Here is a 12169-nt window from a genome sequence, read left to right as displayed (position 1 = left end):
GAAACACCCTTCATGCGATAAACAGCACTGTCATCGGCATCCGGCATCGCGGAATCCTCCACTTACCGACCGTTCGTTCTGTAAATAGTACACGGCAGGGCTGCCGTTGCGTACCTCTGGAGTTTTTGTCCACATCTGGCGACCGCTACGCGGGACTTCAGCGGCGCGTAGGTCGCCGTAAGTGGACAAAAACTCCAGCTAGAGGATGGTGATGCCGAGGTGCGCAGCCAGGAGCGGCGCCAGGAGTCCCAGCTGGTAATCGTCGACCACCATTCCGGCGACGCTGCCCAGTTCGCCGATGCCACGGAAATCGGTGCCCCGGAGGTCGAAATCCTTGAGCCTGACACCGGTTAAGTCAAGGGTGCCGATGGTGCAGCGCCGTCGTATTTCCCGCCGCGCACGAACTCCGGCGCAGGCTCGTCCGAAAGGTCCGCCGGCACCACCTGTGAAAGCCGGGGCGCCGCGACCCCCTGGCCCGGCTTCTTCCGGACTGCGGGCCGGGCGTCCGCCACTACAGCGACTCAGCCTTCGCTGCGATCTCCGCCAGGTCCTTGGCCAAGGCTTTGCGCGTGGCCGCCAGGCCCATCTTTCCGAAAAGCGCCATCATGATGCGGCTTGCGGCAGCGGGCTTGGCAACCTCTGCCCCGAACGTGACTGTGAGGTCCGTTCCGCCGTCCCGCGGAGCAAGGTTGAACCGCGTGCTGTAATCCGCACCGCCTTGGACGGCCTTCACCGTGGTGTTGCGGGGCGGATCCACCTGGTCCACCCACATCTCCACGGTTTCCGACCGGCCGAACATCTTCCGGGTTTCCTTCCACCGGGTTCCCTCGCCGTACGGGCCGTCCGTGAGGAGCTGGACCGCCTCCACGCCGGACAGTGTCGCCGCCGAGCCCGGGATGTCCGTGATGACAGACCACACCTTCTCCGGGGCGGCCTGGATGTGCTGGGTGAGCGTGGTGGTTTGTTCCATGGTTCCGAGCCTAGCCCCGGGCACTGACAATCAACAGGCATCCGCCCGCGGATACACGGGCTTGAAATAGTAAGCATGCTTCGTGTTAGGGTGAAGTGGTCAGGTTGATCGACGAAACGAAAGGAGTCCATCATGGGCCTCGGAGACAAGATCGGTAATGCAGCAGAAGACATGGGCGGCAAGGCCAAGGAAGCTGCGGGCAACGCGACTGACAATGACCGCCTGAGGGCCGAAGGCCAGAAGGACCAGGTCAAGGCTGATGCCAAGAAGGTTGGCGAAAGCGTCAAGGACGAGTTCAAGCGCGACTAGGTCCTTGCTGGCGCAGCCGCAGCGAACGGCGTGCTGCAACAGCCAGAAATGGCGGCGGATCCCTTTCGGATCCGCCGCCGTTCTGCTTTCCCTGAGGTTGCCCGTCACCAGCCGCTGCGGGTGGGGGTGGGGGTGTGCCCCTGCCGGGAGTCCCCGGGCATGGTCATCTCAGCCCGCAGCCCCAACAGCCGGATGGGGCGGTCCGGCTCGATCTTCGCCACCAGGTCCAGCGCCCTGGCCAGCACTTCCGCGGGATCGGCTGTCTCCGGGATTTTCCGGGCATAAGTTTTGGTGATGAACGGGGCGTAGCGGACCTTCAGGGTCAGACCGACCACCGGCCGCCCCTCGGCCGCCACGTCCTCGAGGACGTGCCCGGCCAGTTCACGGATGGCGGCGTCAACCTGCGCGGGCCCGGTCAGGTCCTGCTGGAAGGTGGTTTCCCGGCTGTGCCCCCGTGCCACCCAGGGCGTGTCGTCGACTTCCCGGGCGCCGTCGCCGCGGCCCAGCTGTGCGTACCAGGGTCCCATCTTCGGGCCGAACTCGGGGACCAGGTCATCAGGGTTGGATGCCGCCAGCTGGGCGACCGTTTCGATCCCGAGCTTGGCCAGGCGGCGCGAGACTTTGGTTCCCACACCCCATAGGTCGATGGTGGGCCGGCCGCCCATGACGTCAAGCCAGTTGCCCTCGGTGAGACGGAAGACCCCGGCGGGCTTGCCAAAAGTCGTGGCCACCTTGGCGCGGACCAGCGTGTCACCGATGCCCACGCTGCAGTGCAGCCGGGTCTCGGACAGGACCGCCTGCTGCAGCTGCCGGGCATAGTTGTCCGGGTCCTCCGTATGCACGCCCACAAACGCTTCATCCCACCCCAGCACCTGGACAGTGGCGTCCGGCTGTGCACGCAGCACCGCCATGACTTTCCCGGACGCTTCAAGGTAGGCGTCCTGGTCCACGGGCAGGATGACGGCGTCGGGGACTTTCCGGGCGGCAATGCGCAGCGGCATTCCGGAGCCGACGCCGTACGCCCTGGCCTCGTAGGACGCCGTGGACACCACCGCCCGCTCGGTGGGATCACCTCGGCCGCCCACGATCAAGGGCTTGCCCGCCAGCTCCGGCCGGCGGAGCACCTCGACGGCGGCGATGAACTGGTCGAGGTCAACATGCAGCACCCAGGGTTCTCCCACAAGCCACAGTCTGCCCCCGCCCGGCGCTCCGCACCACCATTTCCCGCACCCAAGCCGGAAAACGCCGACGGCGGGCCCGCCCTCCCCAGGGGCGTCCCGCCGTCATTCATTGCTAAGGCATGTTTAGCTGTAGAGCGCGTTCTTGGGCTCGTTGTTCTTGACCTTCTGCCAGCCGAGCCAGAGGAGCACCGCGAAGAACGGGATGGTGGCCAGGGTCCACAGGCCCAGGTAGAACACCTCGCCGGTCTTGCTGGTCATGGTGTCGAAGCCGATCAGCACGGTGATGGCCAGCAGGCCGAGCAGGCCGGCCCAGCTTGTCCACGGCGATCCGGGCATCGGCAGGCTGGAGGTGACGCCCTTGCGGTGGCGGAGCACGATCTGGCTGGCGAAGATGGCACCCCAGGTGAAGATCACGCCGATCGAGGCGGTGTTCAGGGCCAGGTCGAACGCGTGCGAGCCGCCCAGCCAGATGTTCAACAGGATGCCCACCAGGTAGAACGCCGCGATGGCCAGGATGGCCGCGTACGGTACGTGCCGCTTGGACATCCGGGTGAGCCACTGCGGGGCGTGGCCGTTGTTGGCCATGGTGCGGAAGACGCGGCCGATCGAGTACAGGCCGGAGTTGCAGGAGGACAGTGCTGCGGTGATGACGATCATATTCATCACGTCACCCACCCAGCCAAGGCCCATTTGGCCAAAGACCGTCACGAACGGGGAGGTGCCGGCCTTGTACTGGTCCGAGGGCAGGAGCATGGCCAGCAGGGTCACGGAACCGACATAGAACACCACGATGCGGAGCACGACGGCGCGGATCGCCTTGGGCACTTCGCGTTCCGGGTTCTGCATCTCGCCTGCGGTGATGCCGACCAGTTCGATGCCGTTGTAGGCGAAGATCACGGCGTTCAGGACCAGGACCATCACCAGGGCGCCCTTGGGGAACATGCCGCCTTCGGCAGCGAAGAGGTTCGCCACGGAGGCGTTGCCGTCACCCACCTGGGCGTTGGTGACCACCATGAAGGTACCAACCACCAGGAAGATGAGGATGGCGCCCACCTTGAGGCAGGAGGCCCAGAATTCGAATTCACCGAACGCCTTGACGCTGAGCAGGTTCACTGCCACCAGCAGCGCCAGTGCCGCAATGGCGGAGGCCTCCACCGGGACGTTGGGGAAGAAAAACTGGAAGTACAGGCCGATCGCGATGAGCTCGGCGATGCCGGTCATGCCCCAATTGATGAAATACATCCAGCCGGACAGGAACGCGCCCTTCTTGCCGAACATCTCGCCGGCATAGCTGACGAACGAGCCTGAGGTCTGGCGGTACATGATGAGCTCACCCAGGGCCCGCATCAGCAGGTAGGCGATGACGCCGGCAATGGCGTACGAGAAGATCAGGGCCGGGCCGGTGGAGGCGAGGCGGCCGCCTGCACCCATGAAGAGGCCGACGCCGATGGCGCCGCCCATGGCGATCATGGTGACATGGCGCCTGCCCAGCGTCTTGCTGTAGCCCTCGGCACTGAGGGAGGGATCGACGGCGGTGGATGGTGCCGTGCTGTTCTGGAGATCTGTTGGGGTACTTTGAGGCACAACTGTTCCTTGTGGGTTGGGGGTTGGCCGCATCCGGAATACGAAGTAATCCAGCTCACAAATTCGGCGTTCTGCTCCTGCAGCGACAGTTTATGAGTCCAAACCCTCGTAAAGCCGAAGCTTCGCGCGGCTTGTCCATCCTACAAGACGGGAGGGGGTGCTACGTGACGTGGGCTACACCAGCCCTGTCTCCAGGATCAGATTCTGCTGCCCGTCCAAGCACACCCGGTAGCTCTGCAGCGGGTCCATGCCGGTGGTGGAGCAGCCGGTGGCGAGGTCGAAGGCGTGCTGGTGCAGGGGGCACATCACCACCCGCCGGTCGATGGTGCCGTCCGCGATGGGTCCTCCTCGGTGCGGGCAGACGGCCGAGACTGCGCGCACGGAACCGTCCCGCAGCCGGAAGACCGCCACCTGCGTCCCATCGACGCCGAAGGCCCGGCCCTCCCCGACCGGGATCTGGTCCACGGGGCCGAGGTTGTGGCTGCGCGCGTGCGTGCCGCTCATCGGACCGGCACCTGCGGCAGGACCGTCAGCGGCAGCGAGGTCCGGAACTGGCCCGGCGTCTGGGGGTCGTCGCGTTCCCGCCACGGATCCGCGTAGCCGTCCACCGAAGCCTGCACGGCCTCGTCCAGCCTGCCGGCGAGCCCCTCCGAGTCCTCGACGATCACGGCCCGCAAGTGTTCGATGCCCACGCGCGGCACGAACGAGTACGTCCGCTCCAGCCAGTTGGCGTGCTCGCGGTAGTACTGCATGAACCGGCCGGCCAGGGCCATGACCTCGTCCTGGCTGTCCACCGTGGCCAGCAGGTCGCCCTTGCGGATGTGGGCACCCGCGGCTCCGCCGACGTAGATCTCCCAGCGGCCGCCCTCGACGGCCACCACGCCCACGTCCTTGACCAGGGACTCGGCGCAGTTTCGGGGGCAGCCGGAGACAGCCAGCTTCAGCTTCGCCGGCGACTCCAGCCCCTGGAAACGGGACTCGATCCTGACGCCGAGGGCGGTGGAATCCCCGGTGCCGTAGCGGCAAAAGTCCTTGCCCACACAGGTTTTGACCGTGCGGAAACTCTTGCCGTAGGCGTAGCCGGAGGGCATGTCCAGGTCCGCCCATACCTGCGGCAGGTCCTCCTTGCGAATGCCCAGCAGATCGATCCGCTGCCCACCCGTGAGCTTGATCAGCGGCACGTTGTGTTTCTCCGCAACGTCGGCGATGCGCCGCAGCTGCTCGACGCTGGTCACGCCGCCCTTCATCTGCGGCACAACGGAGAAGGTTCCGTCGCGCTGGATGTTGGCATGGACCCGGTCGTTGATAAACCGGGCGTCACGTTCATCGATGTACTCGCGGGCCCACATCATTTTCAGCAGCGAGGCCAGGCCCATCTTGGACTTCGCATCCTCCTGGCCGTCCGGCGCCAGGGCCTGAAACACCTGGGAGACGGACCGCAGCCCCAGCCTCCGGATTTCGGCCATGAGCGCGGGCTTATCCAGTGGGATGCCGGGAACGTAGTAGTTGGCGGCGGGGTCCTCCTCCACGGCTCCCCCGGCAGCCCATTCCACGACCTGGCCCACCAGCAGCTTGCAGGAGCCGCAGCCCTTGCCGGCGCGCGTGGCTTCCATGGCTCCGGCCACCGTGGTGCAGCCGCCCTTGACCGCCTGCACCAGCGCGTCCTTGCTGACGCCGTTGCAGTTGCAGACCTGGGTGCCGCCGTCGAGCTCCTCCACGCCGGTCTCCGCGCCCGGCGTTCCAAGGTCGAACATCAGGCCCAGCCGCTCCTCCGGCAGCGGCAGCCCGTTGCCGTACGCCTGCGCGAGGTAGGCCACCTTGCGGCTGTCGCCCAGGAGCGTGGCCCCCACCATCTTGTTGTCCCGGACCACAATCGACTTGAACACCCCGCGGCTGGGCTCGGAGAAGACAATATGTTCGTCCGTGTCCAGTTCCGGCCCGTGCAGGCCCATCGAGGCCACCTCCACCCCCGCCACCTTCAGCTTGGTGGCCGTCCGGGTGCCTAGGTAGGCCGACGACGTGTCGGCGCCGGTCACGTGGTTGGCCAGCACCACCGCCTGCTCCCAGAGCGGGGCCACCAGGCCGTAAACCTCGCCGCGGTGCTGGACGCATTCGCCCACGGCGTAGATGTCGTCCTCGTCCTGGACCCGGAGTGAATCGTCCACCACGATGGCCCGCTCCACCGGCAGCCCGCTGAGCACCGCCAGGTACACGTTGGGGCGTATTCCGGCGGTCATCACCACCATGTCGCACCCAAGGTCGGGCCTGTCGCGCAGCTGGACCCCGGTGACCCTGTCGGTGCCCAGGACGGCGGTGGTGCGGCAATTGGTAAGCACCCCGATGCCCAGGGCCTCCACGCTGCGGCGGAGCACCGCACCGCCGTCGGGCCCCATCTGGGCGCTCATGAGGTGCCCGCCGGAATGGACCACGTCCACGGTTACGCCGTGGCGGCGAAGCCCGGACGCCGCCTCAAGCCCCAGCAGTCCCCCGCCGATCACCACGGCATGCCGGGTATGGCCGGTCCGCGCGTGGGCCAGCATGTTCCGCGTGTCATCGATGGTGCGGAACCCGAAAATGCCCTGTTTGAGGGATCCGGCGGGTGTGTACAACCCGTCCATCGGCGGCAGGTGCGAACGGCTTCCGGTGGCGATCACCAGCGTGTCGTACGGGGTCACCCTGCCGTCGCTGGAGTGCACGTTCTTGGCGAAACGGTCAATCCTGTCCACCCGGACCCCGGCGTGCAGCGTGATGCCGTTCTCCTGGTACCAGGACAGGGGGTTCAGGAGGATCCCGGCGTCGGTTTCGTCGCCGGAGAGGACGTGGCTGAGCATGATGCGGTTGTAGTTCCCGTAGGGCTCGTCGCCGAACATGGTGATGGTGAACATGTCCGCGCCGCCGCGGGCCAGGATCTCCTCCACGGCCCGGGCTCCTGCCATTCCATTGCCGATGACCACCAAATGCCGGCGCTGTTTCCGGCCGGACCGCAGGCTCCGGGGGTTGACCAGGACGGTGGCCATCAGTGCTCCACCATGCCCAGGTCCACCACCACGGTTCCGGCCACACCCTCCGGCGCGGCCACGTGCAGTTCAATGGCCGTGCCGCCTTCGATGTCCTCCACCACCCGCAGGGGAACGTGGACGTCGCTCTTAGCGCCGATGGGGAAGTAGCGCATGGGGACACCGTTGCGCAGGAGCACCACGGCGATCAGTTCCGCGCTGGAATTGCCGCCGCGGAAATACAGCGTCTGGTTGACCACCCCGTCCGGGACGTAGTGCAAAAGCTCACTGTGGATGGGCACGGGCTTTTCCATTCCCGCGCCCTGGAAGGAGTAGATGCCCTGCAGGAAGAGATTCTGGGTCAGCACGGGCGGGATCCTTTCGGCAGCACAACAACTGGCACTGCCCATCCTGCGCCGCCGATGTTTCAGCTCACCGGTTCCGCCGTAAAGATTCCTTTACGCCAACCTCACCGTTTCCGGAGGGTGCTCAGCCTGACTCAGGATCCCAAGAGGTGCCGCGGCACCGGGCCGCGTGCCGCCGTCGTAAGCCATTTCGACGGTTCCCTGCAGACTCGACGGCGGGAAACGTCGAGCGGGCAGGGAACCGACGGAACGGAAGCGGGAATCACACCGCCAGTGCAGCCGCTTTACGGCGCCGGGCCTTTGCCAGCCGGGTCCCGATCAGGCCCTGCCGCGGGCTGAAGAGGTAGACGGCGCCGAACACCACGCCCTGGGTCAGCACCACCATGGCCCCGGAAGCGGTGTCCAGGTAGTAGCTGATGTAGATGCCCGCCACGGAGCAGAGGGCCGAGATGGTGGGCGCGATGACCAGCATTCGGGAGAACCGGTCGGTCAGCAGGTAGGCGGTGGCCCCGGGGATGATGAGCATGGCCACCACCAGCACCACGCCCACGGTCTGCAGCGCCACCACGGACGTCAGGGCGAGCAGGCCGAGCAGGAGCGCGCCGAGCCGGCGGGGCGAAAGCCCGATGGCATGCGCATGGGTGGGGTCGAAGGCGTAGAGGGTGAGGTCGCGGCGCTTGAGGATGAGGATGGCGAAGGCCACCACGCCGAGCACCAGCACCTGGATCAGGTCCGGGACGCTGACGCCGAGGAGGTTGCCGAAGATGATGTGGTTGAGGTCGGTCTGGCTGGGCGTGACGGAGATCAGCACCAGGCCCAGCGCGAACAGCGAGGAGAACACGATCCCGATTGCGGCGTCTTCCTTCACCCGGCTGGTGTTGCGGACCACCCCGATCAGGGTGACCGCCACCAGCGCGAACACCAGCGCACCCAGCGCAAACGGGGCGCCCACGATGTAGGCAAGCACGACGCCGGGCAGCACCGCGTGCGAAACGGCGTCGCCCATGAGGGACCATCCGATCAGGACCAGCCAGCAGCTGAGCACGGCACAGACGACGGCGGCGAGCGCGGTGGTGACGATGGCCCGGACCATGAAGTCATAGGACAGGGGTTCGAGGAGGAGCTCCATCAGGCGGTCCGCTCCTTCCGGGCATCCATGTCCTGGTCCGGCAGACCGCGGTTCAGCACGTCCAGGCCGAAGGCCATCGCCAGGTTCTCCGGCTGCAGCACCTGCTCCGGCGGCCCGTGCATGAGCACCCGGTGCATCAGCAGCACGGCCTCGTCGCAGAGCTGGGGCAGGGCGTGCAGGTCGTGCGTGGATACCAGGATGGTGCAGCTGTCCGAGGCGAGCTCGCGGAGCAGCCGGGTGATGGTGGCCTCGGAGCGCTTGTCCACGCCGGCAAAAGGTTCGTCCAGGAGCATGGTGGTGGCCCCCTGCGCGATCCCCCGCGCCACGAACGCGCGTTTCTTCTGGCCGCCGGACAGCTGGCCGATCTGGCGCCCGGCGTAGCCGCCCAGCTCCACCCGGTCCAGTGCCTCGTCGACGGCGGCGCGGTCGGCTTTGGACGCGCGGCGGGTGAAGCCCTGGTGCCCGTAGCGGCCCATCATCACCACGTCGCGGACGGACAGCGGGAACTGCCAGTCCACGTCCTCGCTCTGCGGCACATATCCGATCCCGCCTTCCCGGCGGGCCCGGCCGGGTGACTTCCCGTTGATCCGGACCGTGCCGGCGTCGGGCTTGATCATGCCCATGATCACTTTGAACAGCGTGGACTTGCCGGAACCGTTCATGCCCACCAGGCCGCAGATCCGGGCGGGATCCAGGGTCAGGGAGGCGGCATCCAGCGCCAGGACCTCGCCGTAGTGGACGGTGACGTTGTCAACGAGGATGGCGGGGGTGCTCATGACCCGGCTCCGGTGAGGGCCTTGGTGATGACGTCGGCGTCGTGCCTGATGAGGTCCAGGTAGGTGGGCACGGGGCCGTCAGCCTCGGAGAGCGAGTCCACGTAGAGGGTGCCGCCGAACTTGGCGCCGGTGGCACCCACCACCTGCTGCATGGGGGCGTCCGAGACGGTTGACTCGCAGAACACCGCGGGAACGTTGTTGGCCTTGACGTACTCGATGGCCCGGGTGATCTGCTGCGGGGTGGCCTGCTGCTCGGCGTTCACGGCCCAGATGTAGAGCTCTTTCAGCCCGGCATCGCGGGCCAGGTAGGAGAATGCGCCCTCGCAGGTGACTAGGGCGCGCTGCGCCTCCGGCACTCCGGCCAGGCGGGTGGTCATCTGGTCCTGCACAGCCTGGAGCTCGGCCTTGTAGGCGTCCCCGTTGGTCTTGAAGGCCTCGGCGTTGTCCGGATCCAGCTCCGAGAAGGCCTTCACCATGTTGTCCACGTAGGTTTGTACGTTCAGCGGCGACATCCAGGCGTGCGGGTTCGGCTTGCCCTGGTAGGCGTCCTCGCTGATGTTCATGGGTTCCACGCCCTCACTGACCACGGCGTGCGGCACGTCCAGCCCCTCCACGAACTGGGCGAACCAAGCTTCCAGGTTCAGCCCGTTATCAAGGATGAGGTCGGCTTTGGACGCTTTCCGGATGTCCCCCGGCGTCGGCTCGTAGCCGTGGATCTCGGCGCCCGCCTTGGTGATGGACTCCACCGTTAGCTTGTCCCCTGCAACGTTCCGGGCGACGTCGGCCAGCACAGTAAAGGTGGTCAGGACCACCTTCTTGCCGTCGTCGCCGTTGCCGGCGGCGCCGCCTCCGCAGCCGGTGAGCAAGAGGGAAAGCACGATGGCGGCAACGGCCGCGGCGCGGAGGCGCAGCCGGTGCGCGGCACTGGTCCGGGCGGCTACTTTGGCGCACCGAAACGTAAATTTAGGCATACCGAACATTTTACGCGAAGCAGGTTTCCGCGGGCAACGCAGCCTCCCCTTCCCCGGGATAGGCTGAAACCATGGCTACCGCCCACCGCATACCACCTGCTCCTCAGCCGCAGCTGTACCGGTTTACTCCCCTGGACTTCACCGCAGTAGGACTTTTCGTTGCGATCGCCGGATTCTTTGCATTCGGGGGTGGCCTTCTGGCCCCCTTCCTGCGCCAGGTTGCCCCCTCCCCGGCGGCCGTATCCTACGCGGCAAACCTGTTGTGGTTTGGTTCGGTGGGGATCGTAGCGATTGTGGCTGCCCGCCGGGTTGCAAGCAGGGACCTCCGGGTCCTTGCCACCCGGCCATGGTTCACCCTGCTAATGATTCCAGCGGCAGTGGTCGCCATGATGGCCTTCACTGCGCTGGTAGTGACTGTTGGTGGCGAAGTACAGACGTCAGCAAACCAAGCGGGTGTGCAGTCGCTGATCCAGCAGGTTCCTGCCTGGCTCATGGTTCCACTGTTGGTGCTTGTAGGCCCCTTTGTCGAGGAGTACATCTTCCGGCACCTGCTGATCGGCAAGCTCAGCCGCCGTGTCAACATCTGGGTCTGCTGTGCGCTGTCCGTGTCCCTGTTCGCGGTCATGCACATGATGAGTCAGGGGACCATCACACTGACGGTGCTGCTCCCATACCTGGCGATGGGCGCCACCCTGGTGTTCGTCTACGTCTGGACCGGGAAAAACCTGATGTTCTCCTACTTCGTCCATGCCGCCAAGAACCTGCTGGCCGTCGTCTTTCTCTACGCCATCCCGCCGGAGCTGTACGACCAGCTCCAGCAGGGCGTTCCGGCCTAGGTGCCGGTACGGACCGTCAGGACCGCGCTTCTGGCACCCCGCTGGGCAACCGGGTTCTGCATCAGCTAAGCCTGATTACTACACTTGGACGGTGAGCAACCAGATCCCCGCCCCGGTGTCCGACGTCTTCGATCCCACCCGCTGGCGCGTGGTGTCCGGCTTTGAAGACTTCCAGGACATGACCTACCACCGCCAGGTGGAGCGGGATTCCGACGGCGGCTGGGTACGTGACCTGCCGACGGTCCGGATCGCCTTCAACCGGCCCGAAGTCCGCAACGCATTCCGGCCGGGCACCGTGGATGAGCTGTACCGCGCCATGGACCACGCGCGGATGACCCCGGACGTGGCCACCGTCCTGCTCACCGGCAACGGCCCCTCCCCAAAGGACGGCGGCCACTCGTTCTGCTCCGGCGGTGACCAGCGGATCCGCGGCCGGGACGGCTATAAATACGCCGACGGCGAGACCCACGAAACCATCGACCCCGCCAGGGCCGGCCGGCTCCACATCCTGGAAGTCCAGCGGCTGATGCGGACCATGCCCAAGGTGGTCATCGCCGTCGTCAACGGCTGGGCGGCAGGCGGCGGACACTCGCTGCACGTGGTGGCGGATCTGACCATCGCGTCCCGCCAGCACGGCAAGTTCAAGCAGACCGATGCCACCGTGGGAAGCTTCGACGCCGGTTACGGCTCGGCGCTCCTGGCCCGCCAGATCGGGCAGAAGGCCGCCCGGGAGATCTTCTTCCTGGCCCGCGAATATTCCGCTGAGGACATGGTCCGGATGGGCGCCGTGAACGAGGCCGTGGACCATGAACGCCTCGAGGAGGTGGCCCTGGAGTACGCGGCTGACATCGCCCGCCAGTCGCCGCAGGCCATCCGGATGCTGAAGTTCGCCTTCAACCTTGCCGACGACGGCCTGGCCGGCCAGCAGGTGTTCGCCGGTGAAGCCACCCGGCTGGCATACATGACGGACGAGGCGGTGGAGGGCAAGGAAGCCTTCCTGCAAAAACGCGACCCCGACTGGTCCTCCTTCCCGCACTACTTCTAAGGCAGGC

12 protein-coding genes and 1 pseudogene are annotated in these 12169 nt (G+C 66.4%); 3 read left to right on the top strand and 10 right to left on the bottom strand.

Features of this window, described 5'->3' with window-relative positions; all coding sequences use genetic code 11:
- Positions 1-198: 198 nt before the first annotated feature.
- Together AC5RUO_RS02680 and AC5RUO_RS02675 are read right to left on the bottom strand one after the other, a co-directional pair.
- Positions 199-378 (bottom strand): annotated as a pseudogene (locus tag AC5RUO_RS02680) (pentapeptide repeat-containing protein); the annotation flags it as partial.
- A gap of 133 nt (positions 379-511) precedes the next feature.
- Entirely contained in the window at positions 512-970 is a 459-nt protein-coding gene (locus tag AC5RUO_RS02675; protein WP_494102735.1) for an SRPBCC family protein, read from the bottom strand.
- A 132-nt stretch (positions 971-1102) separates the two neighbouring features.
- Between AC5RUO_RS02675 and AC5RUO_RS02670 the strand changes: the two genes are divergently transcribed.
- Positions 1103-1279 (top strand): CsbD family protein, encoded by a 177-nt coding sequence (locus AC5RUO_RS02670; RefSeq protein ID WP_009356651.1) that lies wholly within the window; start codon positions 1103-1105, stop codon positions 1277-1279.
- 104 nt (positions 1280-1383) lie between these two features.
- Here the strand turns inward: AC5RUO_RS02670 and AC5RUO_RS02665 are convergent, their stop codons facing one another.
- The 8 genes from AC5RUO_RS02665 to AC5RUO_RS02630 all read right to left on the bottom strand — a co-directional run bounded on the left by AC5RUO_RS02665 (position 1384) and on the right by AC5RUO_RS02630 (position 10281).
- Complete coding sequence (locus AC5RUO_RS02665) at positions 1384-2460, bottom strand: DNA polymerase IV (RefSeq protein WP_494102734.1); 1077 nt, start codon at positions 2458-2460, stop codon at positions 1384-1386.
- A gap of 123 nt (positions 2461-2583) precedes the next feature.
- Positions 2584-4044, bottom strand: a complete 1461-nt coding sequence (locus AC5RUO_RS02660; protein ID WP_494102733.1) for an amino acid permease — start codon at positions 4042-4044, stop codon at positions 2584-2586.
- 174 nt (positions 4045-4218) lie between these two features.
- Positions 4219-4548, bottom strand: coding sequence for a Rieske (2Fe-2S) protein (locus AC5RUO_RS02655; RefSeq protein ID WP_494010020.1), 330 nt, complete (start codon positions 4546-4548; stop codon positions 4219-4221).
- Positions 4545-7061, bottom strand: a complete 2517-nt coding sequence (gene nirB, locus AC5RUO_RS02650) for a nitrite reductase large subunit NirB (RefSeq protein WP_494102732.1) — start codon at positions 7059-7061, stop codon at positions 4545-4547. Before nirB ends, AC5RUO_RS02655 begins: the two co-directional genes overlap by 4 nt.
- Positions 7061-7408 carry a molybdopterin oxidoreductase gene (locus tag AC5RUO_RS02645; protein ID WP_494102731.1) on the bottom strand — a complete coding sequence of 116 codons (348 nt, stop codon included), beginning with the start codon at positions 7406-7408 and terminating at the stop codon, positions 7061-7063. Before AC5RUO_RS02645 ends, nirB begins: the two co-directional genes overlap by 1 nt.
- Positions 7409-7667: 259 nt before the next feature.
- Positions 7668-8534: a metal ABC transporter permease gene (locus AC5RUO_RS02640; RefSeq protein ID WP_494051643.1), complete on the bottom strand. Its 867-nt coding sequence runs from the start codon at positions 8532-8534 to the stop codon at positions 7668-7670.
- The gene (locus tag AC5RUO_RS02635; RefSeq protein WP_494102730.1) at positions 8534-9310 is read right to left on the bottom strand and encodes a metal ABC transporter ATP-binding protein; all 777 of its coding nucleotides are present in this window, start codon (positions 9308-9310) and stop codon (positions 8534-8536) included. The genes AC5RUO_RS02640 and AC5RUO_RS02635 overlap by 1 nt, the downstream gene beginning before the upstream one ends.
- Complete coding sequence (locus AC5RUO_RS02630) at positions 9307-10281, bottom strand: metal ABC transporter substrate-binding protein (protein WP_494102729.1); 975 nt, start codon at positions 10279-10281, stop codon at positions 9307-9309. Before AC5RUO_RS02630 ends, AC5RUO_RS02635 begins: the two co-directional genes overlap by 4 nt.
- Positions 10282-10352: 71 nt before the next feature.
- Between AC5RUO_RS02630 and AC5RUO_RS02625 the strand changes: the two genes are divergently transcribed.
- Entirely contained in the window at positions 10353-11117 is a 765-nt protein-coding gene (locus AC5RUO_RS02625; protein ID WP_494102728.1) for a CPBP family intramembrane glutamic endopeptidase, read from the top strand.
- Between the two features lie 91 nt (positions 11118-11208).
- Positions 11209-12162 carry a 1,4-dihydroxy-2-naphthoyl-CoA synthase gene (locus AC5RUO_RS02620; protein WP_494051647.1) on the top strand — a complete coding sequence of 318 codons (954 nt, stop codon included), beginning with the start codon at positions 11209-11211 and terminating at the stop codon, positions 12160-12162.
- Positions 12163-12169: the final 7 nt, after the last annotated feature.

The organism is Arthrobacter sp. Y3221087 (assembly GCF_059089905.1).
This window is presented reverse-complemented; position numbering and strand designations above follow the sequence as displayed.

Coding starts and splice junctions, on each gene's coding strand:
- AC5RUO_RS02655 (WP_494010020.1), bottom strand. CDS start 4,548: ATGAGCGGCACGCACGCGCGCAGCCACAACCTCGGCCCCGTGGACCAG.
- AC5RUO_RS02675 (WP_494102735.1), bottom strand. CDS start 970: ATGGAACAAACCACCACGCTCACCCAGCACATCCAGGCCGCCCCGGAG.
- AC5RUO_RS02635 (WP_494102730.1), bottom strand. CDS start 9,310: ATGAGCACCCCCGCCATCCTCGTTGACAACGTCACCGTCCACTACGGC.
- AC5RUO_RS02625 (WP_494102728.1), top strand. CDS start 10,353: ATGGCTACCGCCCACCGCATACCACCTGCTCCTCAGCCGCAGCTGTAC.
- nirB (WP_494102732.1), bottom strand. CDS start 7,061: ATGGCCACCGTCCTGGTCAACCCCCGGAGCCTGCGGTCCGGCCGGAAA.
- AC5RUO_RS02630 (WP_494102729.1), bottom strand. CDS start 10,281: ATGCCTAAATTTACGTTTCGGTGCGCCAAAGTAGCCGCCCGGACCAGT.
- AC5RUO_RS02640 (WP_494051643.1), bottom strand. CDS start 8,534: ATGGAGCTCCTCCTCGAACCCCTGTCCTATGACTTCATGGTCCGGGCC.
- AC5RUO_RS02670 (WP_009356651.1), top strand. CDS start 1,103: ATGGGCCTCGGAGACAAGATCGGTAATGCAGCAGAAGACATGGGCGGC.